The following is a 22,719-nucleotide window of genomic DNA, read 5'->3' on the forward strand; positions in this document are numbered from 1 at the left end:
CGCCTACTCCAGAGAACGTCTAGACTGGCGAGGTTATGGCGAAGTACCGCATCTGCTTGATTGAAGGGGACGGCATCGGCCACGAGGTCATCCCCGCCGCCCGCCGCGTGCTGGAAGCCTCCGGCCTGGACGCCGAGTACGTGACGGCCGAGGCTGGCTACGAATACTTTCTCGACCACGGCACCAGCGTGCCCCAGGCGACCTACGAGGCCATCGAGAACACCGACGCGACCCTCTTCGGCGCGGCGACCAGTCCCAGCGGGGAGAAGCCCGCGGGCTTTTTCGGGGCCATCCGCCACCTGCGCCAGAAGTACAGCCTGTACGCCAACGTCCGCCCCACCCGCACCCGCCCGGTGCCCGGGGCCTACGAGAACGTGGACCTGGTGATCGTCCGCGAGAACACCCAGGGCCTCTACGTCGAGCAGGAGCGCCGCTACGGCGACACCGCCATCGCGGACACGGTCATTACCAAGGACGCCAGCGCCCGCATCGGCAAGTTCGCGGCGGACCTCGCCATGAAGCGCCGCCAGAAGCTGACGGTGGTCCACAAGAGCAACGTGCTGCCCGTCACGCAGGGCCTCTTCATGAACACCGTGCTGGACGAGGCGAAGGCCTTTGACGGCCTGAATACGGGCACCATGATCGTGGACAACGCGGCCATGCAGCTTGTGCGCAGCCCCACCCAGTTCGACGTGATGGTCATGACCAACATGTTCGGGGACATTCTCTCGGACCTCGCGGCGGGGCTGGTGGGCGGTCTGGGCATCGCGGCCAGCGGCAACGTGGGCGACCGCTTCGGCATCTTCGAGAGCGTCCACGGCAGCGCGCCCGACATCGCCGGGCAGGGCATCAGCAACCCCACCGCCACCATCCTGGCCGCCGTGCTGATGCTCGACCACCTCGGCGCGAACGACGTGGCTCGCCGCCTCGACAACGCCGTGAACACCGTCCTGGCCGAAGGCCCCCGCACCCGCGACCTGGGCGGCACCGCCGGAACGAAGGAATTCACCGACGCGGTGATCGCCCGCCTGGGCTGAGCGGCCGGGCCTCCCGTTTTCCAACCCACCTCCCCGCGAGACAGGCCTGATCGGTCTGTCTCTTCTCGTTTGAGAAGCGCTGGCCCCCTCCCGCGCCCGCCTTCTGCTACCCTATTCCTACCTAACGAGCGTTAGTTTTTCGCCCCTGTCAGAGGTGCCCAGATGAAAAGCAAGAACGAGTGGATGAGCAGCGTCTACCAGCCCGCCACCCAGAAGTTCCCCGAACGCAAGTACAACTTCAAGAACCTGTCCGACATGGACCCCGAGCCGCTCTACACGTCCGACGACCTGCAAGGTTGGGACGCGGAGCGCGACCTGGGCTACCCCGGCGAGTTCCCCTACACGCGCGGCGTGCAGTCCAGCGTGTACCGCGGCAAGCTGTGGACCATGCGTATGTTCGCGGGCTTCGGCAGCGCCGAGCAGACCAACGAACGCTTCCACGCGCTGCTGCGGGCCGGGCAGACGGGCCTCTCGACCGCCTTCGACCTACCTACCCTGATGGGCTACGACTCCGACCACCCCTTTTCCAAGGGTGAGGTGGGCAAGTGCGGCGTGGCGGTCGCCTCTCTGGCGGACATGGAGATTCTGTTTCAGGGCATCGACCCCGAGAAGGTCACCACCTCCATGACGATCAACTCCCCGGCCAACGCGATCTGGGCCATGTACATCGCCAACGCGCAGAAGCAGGGCAAGGACCTGACCCGCATCGGCGGCACGATCCAGAACGACATCCTCAAGGAGTTCATCGCGCAGAAGGAGTTCATCTACCCACCTTCGCCCAGCGTGAAGCTGGTGATCGACACCTTCGAGTGGGGGCCGCGCGTGGTGCCGAAGTGGAACTTCATCTCGGTGAGCGGCTACCACATCCGCGAGGCGGGGGCGACGGGCGTGCAGGAACTGGCCTTCACGCTGGCGGACGGCTTCCACTACGTGGAAAAGGCGCTGGAGCGGGGGCTGAACATTGACGAGTTCGCGCCGCGTATCTCCTTTTTCTGGGACATCCACAACGACTTCTTCGAGGAAATCGCCAAGCTGCGCGCCGCCCGCCGCATCTGGGCGCGGCAGATGCGCGACCGCTACGGCGCGAAGAACCCCAAGTCGTGGATGCTGCGCACGCACTCGCAGACCGCCGGCGTTTCCTTACCCGCGCAGCAGCCGCTGAACAACATCGCCCGCGTGGCGATTCAGGCGCTCGCCGCCGTGCTGGGCGGCACCCAGAGCCTCCACACCGATTCCTTCGACGAGGCGCTGGCGCTGCCCACCGAGGAGGCCGCCACCATCGCCCTGCGTACCCAGCAGATCATCGCCTACGAGACGGGCGTGGCGGGCGTCATTGACCCGCTGGCGGGCAGCTATTACGTCGAGAAGCTCACCGACGACATCGAGGCCGCCGCGATGGGCTACATCGAGCAGATTCGCGCGCTGGGCGGCGTGGAGGCCGGCATCGAGAGCGGCTTCTTCCAGTTGGAGATGGCCGAGGCCGCCTACCGCTACCAGCGCGAGGTGGAAACCAAGGACCGCATCATCGTGGGCGTGAACGAGTTCGTGCAGGACGCGGTCGAGGTGCCCATTCAACTGATCGACCCCGAAGTCGAGCGCGTGCAGGAAGCCCGCCTGGCCCAGGTGCGCCGCGAACGCGACCCCGTGCGGGTGGAGGCCGCCCTCTCGGCCCTGCGCGACGCCGCCGTCACCGGGGCCAACACCATGCCCGCCTTCCTAGAGTGCGCCCACGCCTACGCCACCCTGGGCGAGCAGATGGACACGCTGAAGAAGGTGTACGGGGAGTACGTGGAGCCGGTGCTGGTGTAGGGGAGCTTCCAGCCACCAGCTTCCAGCAAAGACAAGAAGGGGAGGCATTCCGTCTGGAGTGCCCCCCTTCTTTTCGCTGGCGACTGGCCGCTGGAAGCTGGCCGCTCCCTCAGAACGTATAGCTCTTCGGCACCACCACCACGCCGTTTTCCGTCACCGTGAAGCCGCGGGCGAGGTCTTCTTCGTGGTCGAGGCCGATCTTGGTGCCGGGGGGGATGATCACGTCCTTGTCCACGATGGCGCGGTGCAGGTGGGAGTGGCGGCCCACCTCGACGTCGTCGAACAGCACGGCACTCTCGACGAGCGAGTAGGAGTGGGCGCGGACGTTGCGGCTGAGGATGGAGTCGCGCACGGTGCCGCCGCTGACGATCACGCCTCCGGCAAGGATGGAGTTGAAGGCCTGGCCCTTGCGCCCCTCCGCCTCATGGACGAACTTAGCGGGCGGGCTGAACTCGCTGCTGGTCCGCAGCGGCCACTCGGGGTTGTAGATGTCGAACTCGGGGTTCACGCTGACCAGATCGAGGCTGGCGTCGAAGTAGGCGTCCAGGGTCCCCACGTCGCGCCAGTACAGGTTGGGGCCGGACTGGCCGGGAATGGGGTTCTTGTGGAAGTCGTAGGCCTGCACGTGGTAGCCGTCACTCAGGGCGCGCGGCAGCACGTCATGGCCGAAATCGAACCCGTCGGACTCGGCGCTGATGCTGGTGTGGAGCAGTTCCTCCAGCGCGCGGCGCGAGAAGATGTAGTTGCCCATGCTGGTGAGGCTGGTGTGGGGGTCGCCGGGCAGGCCGGGCGGGTTGGCGGGTTTCTCCAGAAACTCCGTCACGCGCCAGCGGTCGTCCACCTGCATCACGCCGAAGCGGTGAGCGTCCGTGCGGGGCATCGGGTAGGCGGCGATGGTCACGTCGGCGCGGGCGTCCACATGGGCTTGCAGCATGTGCTCCACGTTCATCTTGTAGATGTGGTCACCGCTGAAGATCGCCACGTAATCCGCGTCGAAGTTGTCGACCAGGTGCAGGTTCTGGTACACGGCGTCGGCGGTACCGCGGTACCATACCGCGCCGAGTTCCTCGTAGCGGTACATCTGCGCGGGCACCAGCGTGATGAAGTAGTCCTGGAGGAAGGTGCCGAAGCGCCAGCCGCGCTGGATATGTTCGGTGAGGCTCTGCGCCTTGTACTGGGTCAGGACGTAGATGGAAAAGACGCCGCTGTTGATGAAGTTGTTGATGGCGAAGTCGATGATGCGGTACTTGCTGCCGAAGGGCACGGCGGGTTTGGAGCGTTTCAGGGTCAGTGGCGCGAGACGGGACCCCTGTCCCCCCGCGAGAATCATGCCGAGAACCCGTGGCTTCATGTGCTTCCCCCCTTGAGAGCGGCCGGACACCGGGAACGTGAATGCTCTCCCGGTTCCTGACGAAGCGCCCTGCTGGAGCCGCAAGTGCTGGCCCAGCCGGGCGCGGTGGCGGTGCTGCTCACCTCGCAGTGTAGCGGGTCGGGCTGAGGGGCCGGTCAGACCCACAGAAGTGAGGGGCAGAACGTGAAGAATGGATGGGGACAGGCCCTGCCCCGGCCCCTCAGCCCTGCGCCCCCAGAAAAGCCGCCAGCGCCCGCGCTGCCTCGTCCGGGGAGGCGGGGACAGCCCCCAGTTGGGTCCTGGCCCAGGTGAGCTGCCGTTTGGCGTACTGCCGGGTCGCCACGGTGATGCGCGCGGCGGCCTCCTCCTCCGTCAGGCTCCCCGTGGCCACGGCCAGCGCCTCGCGGTACCCCAGGGCCTGCCAGACCGTCGGGCGCGGCTGCTGTTCGGGGGGAACCTGTGCGGCCAGCCAGGCGGCCTCCCGCGGCCAGCCGCCTGCCAGCATGGCCCGCACGCGGGCGGCGATGCGCACTTCGAGGTCGGGCCAGGGGCGCGTGAAGGCGAAGACCCGGTAGGCAAAAGCGGGTGGGCGGTGGCCGAAGTCGCCCGGAAACTTCCCGGTGCGGCGGTAGACCTCCAGCGCCCGCACCACCCGGCGCGGGTTGCGTTCCATCCGGGCCGCCTCCGCGGGGTTGACGGCGGCCACCTCCGCCAGCAGGGCGTCCAGCCCCCGCGCGGCGAGGTCGGCCTCCACCTCCGCGCGGCTGGACGGGTCGGCGGGCGGCGTGAGGGGCAGGCCACGCACCAGCCCGGAAAGGTAGAACCCGGTGCCCCCCACCACCAGCGGCAGGCGACCCCGCGCGAGGATGTCCGCGATGGCGGCCTCGGCCCCCCGCACGTAGCGGGCCACGTCGTAAGCCTCGGTGACATCTGCCACGTCGAGGAGGTGGTGCGGGACTTTCGCGCGTTCGGCCGGCGTGGGCTTGGCCGTCCCGATGTCCAGCCCCCGGTACACGGTAAAGGCATCGGCGGCGACGACCTCCAGCGGGAACTGTGCGCCCAGCGCGAGCGCCAGCGCCGTCTTGCCGGCCGCGGTGGGGGCCGTGAGAATGGGGACAGCCTTCACGGGGGGATTCTAGGGCGGCGCTCCGTTCCGTTGCCGCGTGTCCTGGGCAGCAACTCCACTTCACGCCGCCCTTATCACGGTTTCTCACTTCGTTCGGCCCGGAAAGGTGACCGAGGCCGACGCCGGGACGGCATGAGAAAGTTCTGCTGTCCCTCATCTCCAACCCGGACAAATCCGCCCGGCACGGATGGTAGCCTGGACCGCATGAACGAGCCGGTTCTTGCACGTCTCCAGCACCTGATGACCCTCCGCGAGGAGGTCGAGACGCTGGGCCAGGGCGGTCCCTGGACGCCGCCCGCCGACTGGGTGGATCAGGGCACGCACCTGCTGCTGCTGCTCGACGTGCCGGGCGTGGACCCGGACTCCCTGGAGTTGCACGAGGAAGAAGGCACCGTCACCGTCGCAGGCCGCCGCGAGGCCCCCGAACGCCGCCTGCGCGCCGAGCGCTCTGCCGGAACCTTTACCCGCACCCTCTCCTTTCCAGAAACGGTCATTCCCCGCAGCGGTCAGGCCCGACTGAACGCCGGAGTGCTGAGCGTGAGCTTCGAGAAGCGTCACCCCACCATCGACGTGAACGCGAGCGACACGAACCACGCCTGAGGACGATGGTAAACAGGGCCGCCACGGGAAGCTGGCGGCCCTGTTCTGTCCCTGTTGCCTTCAGATGCTCTGCGGCAGCTCCTGAAGGTAGATCAGGGGCAACTGGGAATTACCCTGCTTGAAGGCGGCGAGGTAGCCCGCCACGGTGCCGCCCGCCCGCTCGACCAGCCGCGCGAGGGCCTGCGCCGTGCCGCCCGAGGCCACCACGTCCTGCACGATGGTCACGCGCTTGTCCTTCAGGCGGGCCGCGTGGGGGCCGTCGAGCCACAGCGTTTCGCTCACGCCCAGGGTCATGCTGGGAACCTCCTGGATCAGGGGGGCTTGCATGTAGGTGCGGCGTTTCTTGCGGGCGACCTCGTAGGGCAGGCCCGAGCGGTCGCTGAGTTCGTGCGCCAGCGGCAGCGCGTTGGTCACGACCGTGAGCAGCACCTCGGTCCCCTCCGGAATCAGCGGGAGCATCGCCTCGGCGGCGGCGTTGGTAAACGCGCTGTCCCCGATGAACTCCACCAGGGGCACGCGCCCCACGCTGCCGACGCGCACGGTGGGAAGTTCGCGGGTCACGTCACCGACCGTGACACTCAGGGCCGTCTTGTCGAGTTGGCTCACGCCGCCCACCCTACCCGAAAAGGCAAATGGGGGCAAAAGTGGGGAGGCGCGACCCCTCGCGGCCCCGCTTCAGGTGCTGTGCCCACTTCAGGTGTAGAGCGGCAGGTGCCCCAGCGCCGTGACCTCCGGGCGTTCCTGGCCCTCGGTGAACACGGCGACGACGGCCGCGACCTCGCCGCCGACCTCCTCGATGATCTGGCGCAGGGAATGGAGGGTGCCGCCGCTGGACACCACGTCGTCCACGATGGCGACCCGGTGGCCGCGGATTTTTGGCACGTCGAAGCCGTCGAGGACCAGCAGCTGGGGCTTGCCGGTGGTGATGCTCACGACCTCGCGGGCCACCGGGTCCACCATGTAGGGCTTTTGCGTCTTGCGAATCACGATGTAGGGCTTGCCGGTTTCGCGGCTGATGACGTGGGCCAGCGAGAGGGCCTTGACCTCGGGCGTCACCAGCACGTCGATGTCGGCGGGGAGCCGCGCCGCGAGTTCACGCCCGGCGGCCTCCGTGACCTCGGTGTCGCCCAGCATGTTGAAGAGGGCCACGCTGACCCCCGGCGCGACCGGCACCACCGGCAGTTCGCGCGTCACGTTCCCGACCTCGACCTTGTGCGTCTTCACGCGGCTGAGTGTACCCCTCAGGAATGCGCGGCGGCGTCCGCATAGGCCACGACCTCCGCCACGCCCCGGTCACTCAGCCGGGTGATGAAGCCCGCGTTCCGGCGGTAGGCCAGGGCACCGTCCAGGGCCACGCACAGATGCCCGGCGTACACGACCGGACCCTGCGGCGTTCCTTCTCCTCCGGGCGCGCCGTCGTCCCCGCCCAGCAGCAGGGGGATGGGCGTGTGACCGTGGGCCAGCCGCTCTCCGCCGAAGGCCGCCAGCAGCCGCCGCGCTGCCTGCTCGCCCCCACGCTCGGCAAAGGCCAGGCGGTCGGCAAAGGCGCTGGCGAACTGGCCCCAGACCTCCGGCGAGCGGCTCTGGAGCAGGCGGGCGACGTGGGTGTTCACGGCGTCCACACTGCGGCCCAGGTGCAGGTACAGGGAGGAATCCGCGTGCAGCAGCAGCCAGCGCCCGGCACGGGCCAGGGCCGGGCGGGCCGACAGCCAGGCGAGGTCGGCGGGTTCCAGCCCCGCGGCGTCCTGCGGCTGCCCGCCATTCGTCAGCCAGTACTCGCGCAGGCCGGAGGGGTCCGCCGCCTCCCCCGCAAAGCGCTGCGCGCCCAGGAACATCACCTCGTGGTTGCCCAGCAGCGCCGTCACGCGGCCCCCCGCCGCCCGCGCCTCCCCCTCCAGGCGGCGAATCAGGCGCACCACGCCCAGGCCGTCCGGCCCCCGGTCGAGATAATCGCCCAGAAAGACGAGGTGCGCCCGCTCGCCCGTCCAGCCATCCCCATCATCCGTCAGCCCGGCCCCGCGCAGCAGCACGCGCAACTTGGCGAGGGCACCGTGAACGTCGGCCATCACCCACAGCTCAGGAGTCACGTCCCCTCCCCGCCGAGGTGGGCGTGGAGGGCTTCGAAGTAAGCGCGGCCGGCGGCGCTCACCTCCCCCGGCAACGCGGCCAGGGGCCACCAGGCGACCTGCGCGGCGTCGTCCCCGGCGCGGGGTTGATGCTCCGGGGACTGAGTCTCCACGGGCCGCGCGACGTACAGCACCGTGACCCAGGCGACCACGTTACCATCCGGGTAGGTGTGGCGGTGCGCCTCCCCGCTGAACACACCCAGCAGGGTGAGCGGCCCCACGCGCAGGCCGGTTTCCTCGGACAACTCGCGGCGGGCGGCGGCCCCCACCTCCTCGCCCACGTTCACGCCGCCGCCGGGCAGGTCCCACAGGCCGTTGTCGGCCCGGCGCACCAGCAGGACTTCACCCCGGCCGTTCAGAACGGCGACGCCCGCGCCGACCCGCTGGCGAACCCTGTGCGCCCCGCGCCCGCGCCGGTTCAGAACCTCCCGGACGCCTGCCAGCACCGCCCTCATTCGGCGTCTTCCGCGTCCCCATCCTGGCCGTGCGCCTGGCCCCCGGCCCTTTCCGGGGCGGGCAGGGTACGCAAACTCGTCATGCGGTCGCTGATGTCCTGCTGGAGGCGCTGCACGTTGCCCTCCATGTGGGCGCGGGCCGCCTCGATCTGGTGGCGCAGCCGCATGATTTCCTCGACGCCGGCGAGATTGACGCCGAGTTCCTGGGTGAGGCGGCGAATCTCGCGCAGATGCTCGATGTCGCGCTCGGAATACAGCCGGGTCTTGCCGCTGCTGCGCCCAGGGCGAATCAGCTGCTTGCGCTCGTACAGCCGCAACGTCTGCGGGTGCATGTCCACGAGTTCCGCCGCGATGGAAATGACGTACACCGGGCGGTCCCGCGGGTCGAGCTTGCCGTCCGGGGCGGGCAGGGCCTGGGGCGCTTCGGCGCGCTCGCGCAGCTCGTCCTCCAGGCGCTCGATCTCGGCCTCGAACACGCCCTGAAGGTCGTCGAGTTCGTGCTGGAGGCGCATGACCTCCTCGACGCCGGCGAGGTTGACACCGAGTTCCTGGGTGAGGCGGCGAATCTCGCGCAGATGCTCGATGTCGCGCTCGGAATACAGCCGGGTCTTGCCGCTGCTGCGTCCGGGGCGGATCAGCTGCTTGCGCTCGTACAGCCGCAACGTCTGCGGGTGCATGTCCACAAGTTCCGCCGCGACCGAGATCACGTAGACGGGGCGATGCTTGGAATCGGTGGCCATACCTGGGTTGAGTATACCCGCCGCAAGGTTCTTGAAGGTGGCGAAAGGTGAAAAGAGGTACGCGGGAAGCAGGACGCGGTGCGCGGTGAGGGAACCGGCGTCCGGTGGCTGGGGACAGGGGCAGCGGGCGGGGGCGATTTTTTCCCGCCTCCCGCGTACCGCGCACCGCCTCCCCCGCTATCATCCGCCCATGACCCCCTCCCAGAACGACTCAGCCCGGAATGCCGACCTGACCGCCCTGCAAGACCGCCAGGGGGCCGAGCAGGAACTGTTCGAGCTGCTGCGGATTCCCAGCGTGAGCGCCGATCCGGCCCACGCGGGGGACATGACGCGGGCGGCGGACTTCCTGCAACTCAAGCTGCAAAGCCTCGGTTTCACGGCGCGGGTGGACCCGACCGCCGGGCATCCGCTGGTGTACGCCGAACGACTGGACGCCCCCGGCCAGCCCACCGTGCTGATCTACGGCCACTACGACGTGCAGCCCGAAGCGCCGCTGGAGGAGTGGGTCACGCCCCCCTTCGAGCCGACCGTGCGGGACGGGCGCATCTACGCGCGCGGCTCCACCGACGACAAGGGCCAGGCCTACGCCCACGTGCGCGGCGTGGAACTGCTGCTGCGGGCCGGGCCGCTGCCCGTGAACGTCAAATTCCTGCTCGAAGGCGAGGAGGAGGTGGGCAGCCCCAGCCTGGAAGCGTACCTGCGTGACCATGCGGACGAACTCAGGGCCGACGTGATCGTGATTTCCGACGGCAGCCGCTTCGCGCCGGACGTGCCCACCGTCACCTACGGGCTGCGCGGGCTGAGCTACGTGGAGATTCACGTGCAGGGCGCGAACCGTGACCTCCACTCGGGAAGCTACGGCGGGGCCGCGCCCAACCCCATCAACGCGCTGTGCGAGATCATCACCCGGCTCAAGGACGAGCAGGGCCGCGTGACCATCCCCGGCTTCTATGACGGCGTGGAGGAGCTGACGCCCGAGGAGCGCGAGATGTGGGCGGGGCTCCCGCACTCCGACGAGGAGTTCGCCGCCTCCATCGGCGTGTCCGACCTGCCCGGCGAGGCGGGGTACTCCACGCTGGAACGCCTGTGGGCGCGGCCCACGCTGGACGTGAACGGCATCTGGGGCGGCTACCAGGGCGAGGGCAGCAAGACCGTGATCGCGGCGAAGGCCGGGGCGAAGGTGTCCATGCGCCTGGTGCCCGGCCAGGACCCCGAGCGCATCACCCGGCTGGTGCAGGACTACGTGCCCACCCTCGCCCCGCGTGGCGTGCAGGTGGAGGTCAGGGCGCTGCACGGCGGCCAGCCCGTGAAGGTGGACCTCGACTCGCCCTTCATCCAGGCCGCTGACCGCGCCCTGACGCGCGTGTACGGCAAGCCCGCCGCCTTCGGGCGCACGGGCGGCAGCATCCCCATCGTCGCGGACTTCCGCCGCATCCTGGGCGCGCCCGTCCTGCTGGTGGACTTCGGCCTCAACGAGGACGCCCCCCACTCGCCCAACGAGAGCTTCGCGCTGGAGGATTACCACAATGGGATTCTGACGAGTGCGTACCTGTTGCAAGAGTTGGGGCTTCAGGAGATTGGGGAGTGAGGGAAGGGGGAGGCAGTGCGCAGTACGCGGTGCGCGGTGACAGCTTTTCCCGCGTCCCGCGTCCCACGCACCGCGTACCGGAGCACCCATGCGCCTAGGCTTCCTCGCCTCCCACGGCGGCAGCGCCGCGCGCTTTCTGACGGCAGCTTGCCGGGATGGGCGGCTGGGTGCCGTGCCCGTGGCCCTCGCCAGCAACAACAGCGCCAGTCCCGCGCTGGCCTGGGCGCGGGAGGCCGGGCTGCGGGCCGCGCACCTCAGCGGGGCAAAGTACCCGGACCCGGACGCGCTGGACGCCGCCATCCTGGCCTTCTTGCAGGAGGCGGGCGCGGACACGCTGGTCCTCAGCGGCTACATGAAGGCGCTGGGGCTGCGCGTGCTTTCGGCCTACGCCGGGCGGCTGGTGAACATCCACCCCAGCCTGCTGCCCCGGCACGGCGGGCGCGGCATGTACGGCGACCGGGTGCATGAGGCGGTGCTGGCGTCGGGCGACGTGGAATCCGGCGCGACCGTCCACCTCGTCACCGCGGGCATCGACGAGGGGCCGGTGCTGGGGCAGGTGCGCGTGCCGGTCCTGCCGGGCGACACCCTCGCCACCCTCAAGGCGCGCGTGCAGGCCACCGAGGGCGAGTTGCTGCTGGGAGCCTTGCGGGAGCTGGCGTGAAACGGAAGGTCTTCGACCTGCGCCCCTGGGCACGGGTGGCCCGCCATACGCAGACGGTGACGGTGGTGCCGGGGCACGTCATCGTGGACTTCACCGCGCACGAGGTGGCCCGGACGCTGGACGTGCCCTTCGGGGAGCGGAGCATCCGCATTCTGGACGACGGCCACCGCTGGGTCCGCGTCCACCCCAGGGGCACGGGGGAAGGCGCACTCGGGGACGCCCTCACCGTCATGCTGAACGCGGCAGGGCAGCCCGAGCAGCTTTACGTGGACATCCACGCGGGCGAGGGGGTGGGCGCAGACGGCTTTCCCTGGATCGACGACCTCTACCTCGATGTGGTTGCCGACTGGCAACCGGGCTGGCGGGCGACCGAAACGCACATCATCGACGGCGACGAGCTGGCGGAAGCGGTGGCGGCGGGCCTCGTCTCCCCCACCCTGGCAGAAGCGGCGTGGGCACGCGCCCGACAGGTGGAGGAGGCGCTGAGGCTGGGCACCTACCCGCCCTTGCACGTCGTACGGGCCTACCTGGAAGACCCGTACACCTAGTACCGACTGGCTTTGATTCCAGAACATCCGGGAAAGCGCCGGATGTTCTAGGCGGCCACAGGCTCAGGGGCAGCCCCTCGCCTTTCTTGCCATGAGAGACGTAGGCTGACCCGCTCGTCGTCCACCGCCACCAGTCGGTACTTTTTGCTGCTCGCTCTCCTGCGGAGCTGTGCCAGTCCGCTCGGTTGATTCTTGCGAATCAATGCAATCTGGTATGACCCCGCCGCCGCCCGTTTGATTTTCCCGGCCTCCTCCGCTAATCTGCCTTCCGCTGGAACGGTGCCCGAGTGGTTGAAGGGGCACGCCTGGAAAGCGTGTATACGGGCAACCGTATCGAGGGTTCGAATCCCTCCCGTTCCGCCAGCAGATAGAGACCAGGGCCGCATCCCCGAGTGGGAAGGCGGCCCTGGCCCTTTGGTGATGAGTTATGAGTGATGAGGGTTGAGAAACAGAGGTACTGCCCCCTCATCACTCATCGCTCAACCCTCATCACCTGCTTCTCCACGCGCTCACCAGCGGCAGCAGCGCCAGCACGGCGCAGGCCGAGGCCAGGACCGGGAAGCCCGCGCGGGCGATGATCAGGCCGCCCAGCAGGGTGCCCGCGCCCGCCGTGATGTACCCCAGACCATCGGTAACACCCTGGGCAGCGGGAAAGCGGGAGAGGGCCTTGCTGCCCGCCACAAAGACGAGGTTCCAGCCCAGCCCCAGCAGGAACATGCTGACACCCAGCCACGCGGCCCCCGGCAGCAGGGCGGTGAGGGCCGCCGCCATCAGCAGCAGCGCGCCCCCCACGTACCCCACCCGCAAACCCAGACGGTCGATCAGCGGCCCGGTCAGCCAGCCGAAGCCGAACATCCCGGCGATATGCCCCGAGATTAGGGCCGCCACGCTCCCGTGTTCCATGCCCAGGTGATGCGCCCGCAGCGGCGTGAGGCTCATCAGCGTAACCATCAGGCCCTGCGCGGTGGCGAGGGCCAGGGCAGTGGAACGCACGCCCGGCATGGCAAAAGCGTCCCTGACCGAGAGCCGCGCCCCGGCTCGCGCCCGGACCGGCGGAGCCACGGGGGTCCACAGCCCCATCAGCAGCGCCGCGAGGCCCAGCAGCCCGCCTCCCACCAGCCAACCGGCGACCTCGGCGGAGGTACCCAGGCGCGCGCCCAGGCCCTCCACCGCGCCGGAGAAGCCCGTCATCAGGAACGCCCCCAGGACGCTCATCAGCATCAGCAGGCCCAGGGCCGTGCCGCGCCTCGCGTCGGGCACACTCTCGGCGGCGGCATACCGGGCCTGCTGGTAGCCGCCCTGCGCCCCGCCCATCAGCGCCGCGCCCAGCAGAAAGAGGGGCGTGATGCCGGCCCGCGCTCCCAGAAAGCCCAGCGCTGCCCCGCACGCCCCCAGCATGAAGGCCAGCCCCAACCCCAGGCGGCGGCCCGAGCGCAGCATCAGCGCGCCGAACAACCCGGCAGACAGGGCCGCCGACGTGCTGATAAGGGTGCTGGGCAGGCCCGAGAGGCTCTCGCGGCCCAGGCCGCTCATGATCAGGCTGGCGAGGACAGTGCTGACCGTCGTGGCCCCGGTGGCGAGGGCCTGCGCGACGTACAGCGGAGCGAGCCGCCCCAGCGGCAGGGCGGGGGCGGCAACAGGCGGGCGGGTTTCGGCACTCACGGGCAGAGGCACCTCAACTGCCCTGCGCGGCCCAGCGTTGCGTCACCGCCGCCCTGAGGTACTCGGCGGCGTCCTCGGTGCTGGCCCCCGGTGTGAAGACCTTGCCGACGCCCAGTTCCTCCAGCTTGGGCAGGTCCTGGTCGGGGATGATGCCCCCGCCGAACACGATGATGTCTTCCGCGCCGCGCTCGCGCAGCAGGCCCATCACCTCGCGGAAATAGTGCATGTGCGCGCCCGACAGCACGCTGAGGCCGATGGCGTCCACGTCCTCCTGAAGCGCGGCGTTCACGATCATCTCGGCGGTCTGGCGCAGGCCCGTGTACACCACTTCCATCCCGGCGTCGCGCAGCGCCCGCGCCACCACCTTCGCGCCCCGGTCGTGGCCGTCCATACCGGGCTTGGCAATCAGCACCCTGATGCGGCGGTCTTCCATGTTTGTGTTCCTCCTAACGCTCGTTTGGAGAGCATGTTAGCGCGTGGGAGGGCGGCCAGCGGCCAGCCGCCAGCTTCCAGCAGACAGTATGCGCAGGGAAAGGGTTCAGGGGGAGGTCAGGGGGGCGGCCTACACTGCCCCTCACATGCGCCGACTGCTTCCGCTGTTCCTGCTGGCTGGCATCGCCCTGGCCGCCCCACCGATGAACCGGGCCGCCTTCCTGCTGAAGCACCCCTCCGCCGTGACCGCCGTGCGGGCGGACAGCAGCGGTGTCCTCGCCTATGACCCGGACGGGGGCGGCATCGTGGCCCTGTCCATCATCGGTAAGGACCGCAGCCTGAAGGTGCCGGGCAAACTGCGCTCGCCGCTGGTCACGCCGGAAGGCCGGGTGCTGGCCGTGCAACTGGATTTCGACCGCTGCCAGGTCGCCGTGTGGGACGTGACGGCGGGGCGGAAGGTGACGGCGCTGAACGGTGCCCTCAGGCAGGTTCTGAATTGTGGACAGGACACCGAGTTCATCTTCAGTATCCAGTTCACCCCCGATGGCCGCTTCCTGCTGACCGCGGACCTGACGGGTCTGCGCCGCTGGGACGCCCGCACGGGCAAGCTGCTGCGGACGCTGCCCGGCAAGTTCCTCGACCTCCATGTCAGCCCGGATGGTCGCAGTGTGGCGACTGTGGGGGAGGGGTACAAGGTGGAACTGTGGGCCGCCGACCTCTCGCGCCGCCTGGGGGCCCTGCCACAGCAGCCCTCCGACTGCCTGCGCGGGTCGGGCGGCCCCTGGCCGGGGGATGCGGTCTGGAGTCCCGACAGCACGCGCCTCGCCTTTTCCTGTGACCGGGAAGTGCGCGTGTGGAACGTCGCAGCCGGTGGCCTGCAAAGCCTGAAGCGCGAGGGCAAGCGCGAGTATTCCGACGCCCCGAACTTCAGCCCGGACGGGCGCTTTGTGGCCGCCGACGAGGACCAGTTCGGCGTAGCGGTCTGGCGGACGGGGGATGGGCAGCGGGTCACGCAACTCCGGCTGGATTCCTCAGGGGCACAGGTCACGGACGTGAAGATCACGCCGCAAAACCTGCTTCTCGCCGCCTTTGATGATGGCCGACTCGCCCGGCTGGACCTGAATCAGCCCGGAAAGGTGCTGCCGCCGCTGCCCCTGTTCACCCGTGAAAGCAGGTTCCTCTGGCCCACGCTGGCCGTCAGCCGCGAGGGGGACCGTTTCGCGGTGGCAGCGGGGGACGGCCGGGTGAAGTTCGTGCCGCTGCCGCTCCCGGCGGACTGGCCGCAGTGAGGTGCGGAAGGCAGAAGGCTGGCCGAATGCCTCCGCCTTCTGCCTTCCGCCTTCAGCTATCGGCCTTCAGCCGCCCTTTCCACCCGCGCCACCACGCGCTCCCTGCCCAAAGCTTCGAGCATCTCGAACATGCCGGGGCTTTCGCTGGTTCCGGCGATGGCGGCGCGCAGGGGCTGCATCACCTTGCCGGGCTTGAGGCCCTTTTCCTCCGCGAAGGCGCGCAGGGCCGCATCGGTGGTGGCCTGGTCGAAGGCGGGGAGGTTCTTGAGGCGCGCGGCGAGTTCGGGCAGGAAGGGGCGGCCTTCGTCGAGCAGCTTCTGCGCCTTCTCGGTGACCGGGTACTCCTCGGACCAGAAGTAGGGGGTCTTCTCCAGGAACTCGGAAAACACGTCCATGCGCGGAATCATCATGCGGACCACCGCGCGGAAATAGTCGTCGTCCGCGAGGTCGTGTTTCTGCCCGGCGAGGTAGGCGTGCAGCCTCTTCGCCACCTCCTCTTCGGGCAGCACCTCGCGCAGGTACTTGCCGTTCATCCACTTCAGCTTGTCGAGGCTGAAGACGGGGCCGCCCAGCGTCACGTCCTCCAAGCGGAAGACGCGCTGGAACTCGGCCAGGTCGAAGATTTCCCGGCCCTCGGGGTGGGTCCAGCCCATCGTGGCGAGGAAGTTGAGCATCGCCTCGGGCAGAAAGCCCTGCTCCGTGTACCACTCGACCGAGGTGGGGTTCTTGCGCTTGCTGATTTTCGACTTGTCGGCGTTGCGCAGCAGCGGCATATGCGCAAAGACGGGCTGGGGCCAGCCGAACGCCTCGTACAGCAGCACGTGGATGGGCGTGGAGGTAATCCACTCCTCGGCGCGGACCACGTGCGTCACGCCCATCAGCCGGTCGTCCACCACATTGGCGAGGTGGTAGGTGGGGAAGCCGTCGGCCTTGAGCAGCACCTTGTCGTCAATCTCGCGGTTCTGAAAGGCGATGGGTTTCCGCAGGGCGTCGTTCACGACCGTCTCGCCCCCCCGCGGCACCTTCAGGCGGATGACGGCACTCTCGCCCGCGTCCACCCGCCGCTGCGCCTCGGCGGGGTCGAGGTCGCGGCTGGGAACGGCGATGACGCGGCCTTGTTGTTGCGCCTCCTCGCGCAGGGCGGCGAGTTCCTCGGGCGTCTCGAAGGCGTAGTAGGCGTGGCCGGACGCCACCAGCCGGCGGGCGTACTCGCCGTACAGGTCAAAGCGCTCGCTCTGGCGGTAGGGGCCGTTGGGGCCGCCCTGCAAGGGGGACTCGTCGGGCGTGAGATTCAGCCACTGCATCATCTGGAAGATGCGCTTTTCCGAGTCGGGCACATAGCGGTTGCGGTCCGTGTCCTCGATGCGGAGGATGAACTTACCTTCCTCACCCGCCGCCGCGGCCTGATGCGCGAGCGTGTGGTTGAAGAGGCCGATGTACGCGGTGCCCACGTGGGGGTCGCCGGTGGGGCTGGGGGCGATGCGGGTGACGACAGGCATGGGGGCCATCTTACTTGGGCGGGATACGGGGAAGGGGGCCGGCGGGAGACGAGCTGGGGCGCGGCAAGTGCGGTCGCCTGCCCCGCCGGTGCCTGCTACCTTCAGACATGCGACGCCATCTGCTGCCCGTCCTGACCCTCACCACTGCGCTGCTCGCCTCCTGCGGGTCCTACCTGCCCGACCAGCCGGACATCGACGTCGGCGGCAGTTACGTGGGGCGCATCATCGGGTCGGAAGGCCGCACCGCCCTGCTGGACGTGACGGTGCAGGAAAAGGACCTGCGCGTCAGCGCCACCGTGACGAGCCGCGAGACGGGCCAGAGCTTCACGCTGGTGGGCACCCGCAGCGTCTACAAGTCCAGCCCCGTGACGGTGGACACGTTGGCCGAACTGGGCAGCGGCAGCGTTTGCCCCGGCGGTTTTACCGAGCGCTATCAGGTTCGCGCCACCTTCGAGCGTGCGGGCCGGGGTGGACCTGTCGGTGCCCGGGGGGCTGTCCTTCACCAGACCTGCGACGCGGCGACCAGCCTCTACCAGTACGACTCCGCGAACAGCGGCATGCTGGAACTCACGCGGCGGTAGCGCGGGGCCGCCTCCCCACGCTGTCTAAAACGGATTCCGTCCAATTCCTGAACAGTCGGGAGGGCACCGCCTGTTCATCCATCTCCCGAAATCCGCCCTTGTTCCTTCTCCCTCTCGTCGGATTTCCGGGTGTTTTCAACACCCTTCAATCGGAATCAGTCTAAAACGGTCCCTATCCCGGCTTCATCCGGCGCTCCCCCACAGGCCAGGAAACTGGGCGGGTGAACAACGCACGCAAAGGTCTCGTCCTCGCCACCGCCCTGCTGGTCTCCGCCCCGGCGCAGCAGGCCCAGGCCACCGCTTTCGAAAAGGCGAAATTCGTCTTTCACCTGGGGGTGGCCTACTACGCCTTCAACACCTGGGTCTGGAAGCCCTACCGCCAGTACAAGTTCCAGACCGGCGCACCGAACCAGCGGGCCAATATCGTCAAGGCCGGGCTGGCGCTGGTGTTCGCGGGGTATCAGGTCAACAGCGCCATCCGCATGACCCAGAACACCAATGACCCCTTCCTGAAAAAGATTGGCTCCTTGCTGCCCAACTTCAGCAAGACGCTCACCAACGTGGGCAACGACCTGAAAAATGGCCGTTTCAACGAGCAGGGCATTCAGGACCTCAACCGGCAGACCAACACCCTGCTCAACGCCGCCGAGAGCCAGGGCCAGCCCATCCGCCCGGTGGCGGTGCCGATTCCCGGCCTGTAAACCCCGCTGCACTGCACGAGCCGTCCATCCGGGCGGCTTTTTTGCGGTCGGCCTTCGCCGGGCCTCACCGCCTGAAGCCCGGCACCTCGTCCCGCCCCCGCGCCACATCCCGCACGCCGCGCCGCCCGAAGGCGTGGGCCAGGTCGCGTTCGCTGAGGCGCAGCACCGTGGGCCGCCCGTGCGGGCAGGACCAGGGCTGCTCGCATCCCGAGAGGGCGGCCAGCACGGCCTCTCCTCTCCCCGCGTCCAGCATCCCGGCCTTGAGCGCGGGCGTGCAGGCGAGGCGGCCCAGCACGTCGCGGCGGGGGTCGGGACTGTCGCCCAGGGCGGCTTCCACAATCTGCTCGTGCAGCCGGGGCACGGGCAGGGCGGCCAGCGCGGCGGGGAGCGTCCGCAACCGGGCCAGGCCCGCGCCGAAGTCCTCGATGGTCAGGCCCCAGGCCCGCAATTCGGCGGCGCGCTCGTGCAGCCGGGCCACCTGTTCGGGCGTGAGGTGCAGCAGCTCGGGTTCGGGGAGTTCGGAGGGCGGGGCGGCGGTCAGCTCGCGCATCAGCCGCTCGTACAGCGCGCGTTCGTGCGCAGCGTGCGCGTCCACGATCCACAGGTCGCCCTCGCCCTGCGCGAGCAGGTACAGCTCCTGGTAGACGCCGACCAGCGTGAGAGCGGGGAAGGCTCCGCGTGTGGGGGTCGCCTGCGGTTCGGGTGGTGCAATCAGCGCGGGCGCGGCACGGGCCAGGGGATGCGCCGCAAGGGCCTCTGCCACAGCCGCCCGTACCCGCGCCGCCACATCCGGCAGGTCGGCCAGGGCCACCACCTGTTTGGCCGGGTGGACGTTGGGATTGTGGTCTTCCGGGGCAACGGTTAGGTCCAGCACGCACAGCGGGGCCACGCCGGCGGGCAGCAGTTCCGCGAACCCCTCGATGACGGCTTTTTCCAGTTCCGGCGGCGCGAGGATGGGCCGCCCGTTCACGCTGAAGTGCATCCGGTCGCGCCGCGCGCGGGTGAGTTCCGGGCGGGAGACGACGCCGCGCACGTCTTCGGCCTCCACCCGGAGAACGCGGTTCGCGCTGAGCGGCCCGTACACGCTCGCCACCGCGCCCCGGTGGTCGGCGGGGGCATGGGTCAGCCTCGCCTCGCTGTCCACCGTCAGCCGCCAGTGCAGCCCCGGATGGTGCAGGACGTAGCGGCCCAGCAGCGCCGTGATTTCGCGCACCTCGACCGCGGCCGGAGCCTGCGTGCGGAGGCGGGCGGGCAGTCGGGCGAAGAGGTTCCGCACCGTCACCGTCGTGCCCGCCGGAGCCGAGGTGCGGCGCACCGTTACATCCTCGCCCGCAGCGCGCACTTCCGATGCCCCCACCTGCGCCGCCGGGCGGGTCACCAGATGCAGCTCGCCCGCCTGCGCCGCCGCCCAGAGCGCCTCGCCGCGGAAGCCCAGGGTGGAGACGTGCTCCACCGCCGCCGCCGTGGGTTCCAGCTTGCTCGTTGCGTGGCGCACCGGGGCCAGCGCCACCGAGTCCGCCGGGATGCCTGCACCGTTATCGCGCACGCGCACCACGGCGAGGCCGCCGCCCTCCACCTCCACCTCAAGGCGGGTGGCTCCCGCGTCCAGCGCGTTGTCCACCAGTTCGCGCACCACGTCGAGCGGACGCGACACGACCTCGCCCGCCGCGATGAGGCGGGAGACGTGGGGGGGGAGGAGGTGGATGGTCATAGGGACGCAGAAGGCAGAGGGCAGAGGGCGGATGGCAAAAGCGACGAAAGCTTAGGGCTGACACGACTTAAAAGATGAGTGCGTGTGGAAGGGCTTTTTAGCTCCTCCCCCCTTGCGGGGGAGGCTGGGACTTGCAAAGCTGCGAAGCAGAGGGGGGTGGACGGCAACGCCGTCCCAGAGCAGGAAACCGCAACTTCCCTCTGCCGCCGAGAACTGCGTCTCGCGTCAGTCCTGAGCTGAAGCATCGGGTTAGCCATCTGCCTTCTGCCTTCCGCCTTCTGCACCGCCCCGCGCCTCCGCCTGCCACCGGTGCAGCACTTCCAGCGCCCCCAGCGGCGTGAGGCGGCCCAGGTCCAGCGCGGCGAGTTCGCGCAGCAACTTCCGGTCGTCGCCCTGGGCGTTCAGGGAGGTCAGCAGCGCCGCCGCGCGGGTGGTGACGGGGGCGGGCAGACCGGCGAGGCGGGCGACCTCCACGCCGTAACTCTGGCGGGCCGCGCCGGGGATAACCTGATGGTAGAAGGTCAGGCCGGAGGATTCATCTTCCTCGGCGGCCACGTGGAGGTTCACCAGGCCGGGGTGGTCGGCTTCCAGGCGGGTCAGCTCGAAGTAGTGGGTGGCGAAGAGGGCGTGCGCGCCCGCCGCGTGCAGATGCTCCAGGGCCGCCTGCGCGATGGCGAGGCCGTCCAGGGTGGAGGTGCCGCGCCCCACCTCGTCCAGAATCACCAGGCTGCGGTGCGTGACGCCGTGCAGGATGGCGGCCAGTTCGCTCATCTCCACCATGAAGGTGGAGCGGCCCCCCGCGAGGTCGTCGCTGGCCCCGATGCGGGTGTGGATGGCGTCGTAGACCGGCAGTTCGGCGTGGTCGGCGGGCACGAAGGAGCCGACCTGATGCAGCAGGGCGCACAGGGCCACCGTGCGGAGGTAGGTGCTCTTGCCCGCCATGTTCGGCCCGGTCAGCAGGAGGATATGCCGGTGCGGGCCGAGTTCGGCGTCGTTGGGCACGAAGCGCCCGCCCGTCGCCCGCTCCACGACCGGGTGACGGGCCTGCACCAGCCGCGCCGCGCCCGCCACCGTCTGGGGCCGCACCCAGCCGCATTCGACCGCAAGCTCGGCCAGGGCCGCCAGCACGTCCAGCTCGGCCAGCGCGCCCGCCGCCTCTGCCAGCGCCTCGGCGTGCGTGCTCAGGCCGTCGCGCAGGTCGGTGAAGACCTCCAGTTCCAGTCGCCCCGCCGCCGCCTCCAGCCGGGCAATCTCGCGCTCACGCTCGCGCAGGTCACTGCGGGTGAAGCGGGCACGGTCCTTGAGGGTGGCTATCTGGCGGTAGTCGGCGGGGACCTTGCCCAGGTTGGGGCCGCTCACCTCCAGGTAGTACCCGAAGACGTTGTTGAAGCCCACCTTCAGGCTTTGAATTCCGGTGCGGGCGCGCTCGCTGGTTTCCAGCTCGGCCAGCCAGGCGCGGTGGCCCAGCGCCTCCGAGCGCAGGCCGTCCAGCTCCGCGTGGAAGCCGTCGCGGATCAGGCCGCCCTCGCCCGCGCGGATGGGCGGGTCGTCGACCAGGGCGGCACGAATCAGGGTCACCACGTCGGGCAGCGCCCCCAGGCGGGCGCGAATCCCGGCCAGCAGGCCGTCCTGCTCGCCCAGCAGGCCCACGGCGTCGGGCAGCAGGTCCAGCGTGCGGGCCAGGGACGCCACCTCGCGCGGGGAGGCGCGGCGGGTCGCCACCCGTGCGGCGAGGCGTTCGAGGTCGTGCGCGCGGTAGAGCAGCGCCCGCACCGCGCCGCGCAGGTCGGGGGCGCGGGTCAGCAGCTCCACCGCGTCCAGCCGCGCCCGGATGCTGAGTTCGTCCAGCAGGGGCGCGCGCAGCCAGGCCCGCAGCCGCCGCCGTCCGCCTGCCGTGCGTGTCTGGGCCAGCACGTCCATCAGGGTCACGCCCTGGGGAGACTGCGGCACAAAGACTTCCAGCGCGCGCACTGCCGCGTCGGGCAGACGCATATGCGCCCCCGGCTCGAAGCGCACCACCCGGCGCACCATCTCCAGCCGCCCCTGCTGGGTCAGGCGGGCGTAGCCCAGCACCGCGCCGCACGCCCGCACCAGCGCCGCGCTGCCCAGCGACCCCGGCACCTCACCCAGCACGGTATGCAGCTCCTGCCGCGCGCCCTCCTCGTCGAAGTTCGCGGGCGAGAGCATCACCGGGAAGCGGGCCTGGAAGTCGGCCAGCAGGGCGGCGTTACCGGCCAGCTCCGGCGCGAGCAGCACCTCCCGCGCCCGGTGCCGCGCGAGTTCGTCGTAGAGGGCCGTGCGGGTGTGGAAGGCGGCGCAGCGAAACTCGCCGGTACTCACGTCCAGCAAGGCCAGCGCGTAGCCGTCCCCGGTCGCCACCGCGCCCAGGTAGTTCTCGTCGGCGGTGAGGTGGCGCTCCTCGGTCACCGTGCCGGGCGTGAGCAGTTGCGTGACCTTGCGCTCCACCAGCCCGCCCCCCGGCTCCTCCATCTGGTCCGCGACGGCCACGCGCACGCCCGCCGCCAGCAGCCGCTCGACGTTGCTGTCCAGCGCCCGCAGCGGCACGCCCGCCATCGGCGTCGAGAAATCCTTGCTGCTCTTGTGCGTCAGGGCGATGCCCAGCAGCCGGGCCGTGCGTTCGGCGTCCTCCCCGAAGGTTTCGTAGAAGTCTCCGCATTGAAAGAGAAGGATGGAATTAGGAAGCTCTGCCTCCACCGCGTCCCGCATCTCCACGTACTGCTGGAGCATTGGCGGCAGTGGGCCGTTTCCCGTGCCCTTCAACACGCGCTGTGGTACTTCCTTG

21 protein-coding genes and 1 tRNA gene are annotated in these 22,719 nt (G+C 69.6%); 10 read left to right on the forward strand and 12 right to left on the reverse strand.

What is annotated here, in order from left to right:
* Positions 1–35 precede the first annotated feature (35 nt).
* Together ABEA67_RS18285 and ABEA67_RS18290 are read left to right on the forward strand one after the other, a co-directional pair.
* Entirely contained in the window at positions 36–1,037 is a 1,002-nt protein-coding gene (locus ABEA67_RS18285) for an isocitrate/isopropylmalate dehydrogenase family protein (RefSeq protein ID WP_345468083.1), read from the forward strand.
* A 162-nt stretch (positions 1,038–1,199) separates the two neighbouring features.
* Complete coding sequence (locus ABEA67_RS18290; protein ID WP_345468085.1) at positions 1,200–2,846, forward strand: methylmalonyl-CoA mutase family protein; 1,647 nt, start codon at positions 1,200–1,202, stop codon at positions 2,844–2,846.
* Positions 2,847–2,955: 109 nt separating this feature from the next.
* Here the strand turns inward: ABEA67_RS18290 and glgC are convergent, their stop codons facing one another.
* Both glgC and miaA read right to left on the reverse strand, forming a co-directional pair.
* Positions 2,956–4,197: a glucose-1-phosphate adenylyltransferase gene (glgC, locus tag ABEA67_RS18295; protein WP_345468087.1), complete on the reverse strand. Its 1,242-nt coding sequence runs from the start codon at positions 4,195–4,197 to the stop codon at positions 2,956–2,958.
* 220 nt (positions 4,198–4,417) lie between these two features.
* Positions 4,418–5,323 (reverse strand): tRNA (adenosine(37)-N6)-dimethylallyltransferase MiaA, encoded by a 906-nt coding sequence (miaA, locus tag ABEA67_RS18300; protein ID WP_345468089.1) that lies wholly within the window; start codon positions 5,321–5,323, stop codon positions 4,418–4,420.
* Between the two features lie 204 nt (positions 5,324–5,527).
* Between miaA and ABEA67_RS18305 the strand changes: the two genes are divergently transcribed.
* Positions 5,528–5,923: an Hsp20/alpha crystallin family protein gene (locus ABEA67_RS18305; RefSeq protein ID WP_345468092.1), complete on the forward strand. Its 396-nt coding sequence runs from the start codon at positions 5,528–5,530 to the stop codon at positions 5,921–5,923.
* Positions 5,924–5,983: 60 nt separating this feature from the next.
* Here ABEA67_RS18305 and ABEA67_RS18310 read toward each other — a convergent pair whose 3' ends face one another.
* The 5 genes from ABEA67_RS18310 to hspR form a co-directional block, all read right to left on the reverse strand.
* A complete protein-coding gene (locus ABEA67_RS18310) occupies positions 5,984–6,529 on the reverse strand; it encodes a phosphoribosyltransferase family protein (protein WP_345468094.1) in 546 nt (181 codons plus the stop codon).
* A gap of 87 nt (positions 6,530–6,616) precedes the next feature.
* Positions 6,617–7,147: a phosphoribosyltransferase family protein gene (locus tag ABEA67_RS18315; protein WP_345468096.1), complete on the reverse strand. Its 531-nt coding sequence runs from the start codon at positions 7,145–7,147 to the stop codon at positions 6,617–6,619.
* A 17-nt stretch (positions 7,148–7,164) separates the two neighbouring features.
* Positions 7,165–8,010 carry a metallophosphoesterase gene (locus tag ABEA67_RS18320; RefSeq protein ID WP_345468098.1) on the reverse strand — a complete coding sequence of 282 codons (846 nt, stop codon included), beginning with the start codon at positions 8,008–8,010 and terminating at the stop codon, positions 7,165–7,167.
* The gene (locus ABEA67_RS18325; protein WP_345468100.1) at positions 8,007–8,504 is read right to left on the reverse strand and encodes an NUDIX domain-containing protein; all 498 of its coding nucleotides are present in this window, start codon (positions 8,502–8,504) and stop codon (positions 8,007–8,009) included. Before ABEA67_RS18325 ends, ABEA67_RS18320 begins: the two co-directional genes overlap by 4 nt.
* Positions 8,501–9,244, reverse strand: a complete 744-nt coding sequence (gene hspR / locus ABEA67_RS18330; protein WP_345468103.1) for a heat shock protein transcriptional repressor HspR, fused homodimer type — start codon at positions 9,242–9,244, stop codon at positions 8,501–8,503. The genes ABEA67_RS18325 and hspR overlap by 4 nt, the downstream gene beginning before the upstream one ends.
* A 190-nt stretch (positions 9,245–9,434) precedes the next feature.
* On the opposite strand from hspR, the gene ABEA67_RS18335 reads away from it, so the two are divergent.
* The 4 genes from ABEA67_RS18335 (at position 9,435) to ABEA67_RS18350 (ending at position 12,404) form a co-directional block, all read left to right on the forward strand.
* Positions 9,435–10,832 carry a dipeptidase gene (locus ABEA67_RS18335; RefSeq protein ID WP_345468104.1) on the forward strand — a complete coding sequence of 466 codons (1,398 nt, stop codon included), beginning with the start codon at positions 9,435–9,437 and terminating at the stop codon, positions 10,830–10,832.
* Between the two features lie 88 nt (positions 10,833–10,920).
* On the forward strand, positions 10,921–11,493 hold the full coding sequence (gene purN, locus ABEA67_RS18340) for a phosphoribosylglycinamide formyltransferase (RefSeq protein ID WP_345468107.1): 573 nt from the start codon (positions 10,921–10,923) through the stop codon (positions 11,491–11,493).
* A complete protein-coding gene (locus tag ABEA67_RS18345; protein WP_345468110.1) occupies positions 11,490–12,041 on the forward strand; it encodes a DUF402 domain-containing protein in 552 nt (183 codons plus the stop codon). The genes purN and ABEA67_RS18345 overlap by 4 nt, the downstream gene beginning before the upstream one ends.
* 273 nt (positions 12,042–12,314) lie before the next feature.
* Positions 12,315–12,404 (forward strand) — tRNA-Ser (locus tag ABEA67_RS18350).
* Between the two features lie 126 nt (positions 12,405–12,530).
* On the opposite strand, the gene ABEA67_RS18355 is transcribed toward ABEA67_RS18350, so the two are convergent.
* Together ABEA67_RS18355 and ABEA67_RS18360 are read right to left on the reverse strand one after the other, a co-directional pair.
* On the reverse strand, positions 12,531–13,703 hold the full coding sequence (locus ABEA67_RS18355; protein ID WP_345468111.1) for an MFS transporter: 1,173 nt from the start codon (positions 13,701–13,703) through the stop codon (positions 12,531–12,533).
* A 13-nt stretch (positions 13,704–13,716) separates the two neighbouring features.
* Positions 13,717–14,136 carry a cobalamin B12-binding domain-containing protein gene (locus ABEA67_RS18360; RefSeq protein ID WP_345468114.1) on the reverse strand — a complete coding sequence of 140 codons (420 nt, stop codon included), beginning with the start codon at positions 14,134–14,136 and terminating at the stop codon, positions 13,717–13,719.
* Between the two features lie 145 nt (positions 14,137–14,281).
* On the opposite strand from ABEA67_RS18360, the gene ABEA67_RS18365 reads away from it, so the two are divergent.
* Positions 14,282–15,424 (forward strand): WD40 repeat domain-containing protein, encoded by a 1,143-nt coding sequence (locus ABEA67_RS18365; protein ID WP_345468115.1) that lies wholly within the window; start codon positions 14,282–14,284, stop codon positions 15,422–15,424.
* Between the two features lie 56 nt (positions 15,425–15,480).
* On the opposite strand, the gene gltX is transcribed toward ABEA67_RS18365, so the two are convergent.
* Positions 15,481–16,923 carry a glutamate--tRNA ligase gene (gene gltX / locus ABEA67_RS18370; protein ID WP_345468118.1) on the reverse strand — a complete coding sequence of 481 codons (1,443 nt, stop codon included), beginning with the start codon at positions 16,921–16,923 and terminating at the stop codon, positions 15,481–15,483.
* 107 nt (positions 16,924–17,030) lie between these two features.
* On the opposite strand from gltX, the gene ABEA67_RS18375 reads away from it, so the two are divergent.
* Positions 17,031–17,504, forward strand: coding sequence for a hypothetical protein (locus ABEA67_RS18375; protein ID WP_345468121.1), 474 nt, complete (start codon positions 17,031–17,033; stop codon positions 17,502–17,504).
* A 221-nt stretch (positions 17,505–17,725) separates the two neighbouring features.
* On the forward strand, positions 17,726–18,205 hold the full coding sequence (locus ABEA67_RS18380; protein ID WP_345468124.1) for a hypothetical protein: 480 nt from the start codon (positions 17,726–17,728) through the stop codon (positions 18,203–18,205).
* A 64-nt stretch (positions 18,206–18,269) separates the two neighbouring features.
* Here ABEA67_RS18380 and mutL read toward each other — a convergent pair whose 3' ends face one another.
* Both mutL and mutS read right to left on the reverse strand, forming a co-directional pair.
* A complete protein-coding gene (gene mutL / locus ABEA67_RS18385) occupies positions 18,270–19,916 on the reverse strand; it encodes a DNA mismatch repair endonuclease MutL (RefSeq protein ID WP_345468126.1) in 1,647 nt (548 codons plus the stop codon).
* Positions 19,917–20,165: 249 nt separating this feature from the next.
* Positions 20,166–22,719, reverse strand: a 2,554-nt coding sequence (gene mutS / locus ABEA67_RS18390) for a DNA mismatch repair protein MutS (RefSeq protein WP_345468128.1), incomplete at its 5' end; no start/stop codon positions are given.

Origin of the sequence: Deinococcus carri (genome assembly GCF_039545055.1) — a bacterium.
Taxonomy (GTDB): Bacteria; Deinococcota; Deinococci; order Deinococcales; family Deinococcaceae; genus Deinococcus; species Deinococcus carri.

Bases quoted from the DNA above. Each gene is read 5' to 3' on its own strand.
- ABEA67_RS18285 (WP_345468083.1), top strand. From the start codon at position 36: ATGGCGAAGTACCGCATCTGCTTGATTGAAGGGGACGGCATCGGCCAC.
- ABEA67_RS18290 (WP_345468085.1), top strand. From the start codon at position 1,200: ATGAAAAGCAAGAACGAGTGGATGAGCAGCGTCTACCAGCCCGCCACC.
- glgC (WP_345468087.1), bottom strand. From the start codon at position 4,197: ATGAAGCCACGGGTTCTCGGCATGATTCTCGCGGGGGGACAGGGGTCC.
- ABEA67_RS18305 (WP_345468092.1), top strand. From the start codon at position 5,528: ATGAACGAGCCGGTTCTTGCACGTCTCCAGCACCTGATGACCCTCCGC.
- ABEA67_RS18325 (WP_345468100.1), bottom strand. From the start codon at position 8,504: ATGAGGGCGGTGCTGGCAGGCGTCCGGGAGGTTCTGAACCGGCGCGGG.
- hspR (WP_345468103.1), bottom strand. From the start codon at position 9,244: ATGGCCACCGATTCCAAGCATCGCCCCGTCTACGTGATCTCGGTCGCG.
- ABEA67_RS18335 (WP_345468104.1), top strand. From the start codon at position 9,435: ATGACCCCCTCCCAGAACGACTCAGCCCGGAATGCCGACCTGACCGCC.
- purN (WP_345468107.1), top strand. From the start codon at position 10,921: ATGCGCCTAGGCTTCCTCGCCTCCCACGGCGGCAGCGCCGCGCGCTTT.
- ABEA67_RS18360 (WP_345468114.1), bottom strand. From the start codon at position 14,136: ATGGAAGACCGCCGCATCAGGGTGCTGATTGCCAAGCCCGGTATGGAC.
- ABEA67_RS18365 (WP_345468115.1), top strand. From the start codon at position 14,282: ATGCGCCGACTGCTTCCGCTGTTCCTGCTGGCTGGCATCGCCCTGGCC.
- gltX (WP_345468118.1), bottom strand. From the start codon at position 16,923: ATGCCTGTCGTCACCCGCATCGCCCCCAGCCCCACCGGCGACCCCCAC.
- ABEA67_RS18375 (WP_345468121.1), top strand. From the start codon at position 17,031: ATGCGACGCCATCTGCTGCCCGTCCTGACCCTCACCACTGCGCTGCTC.
- mutL (WP_345468126.1), bottom strand. From the start codon at position 19,916: ATGACCATCCACCTCCTCCCCCCCCACGTCTCCCGCCTCATCGCGGCG.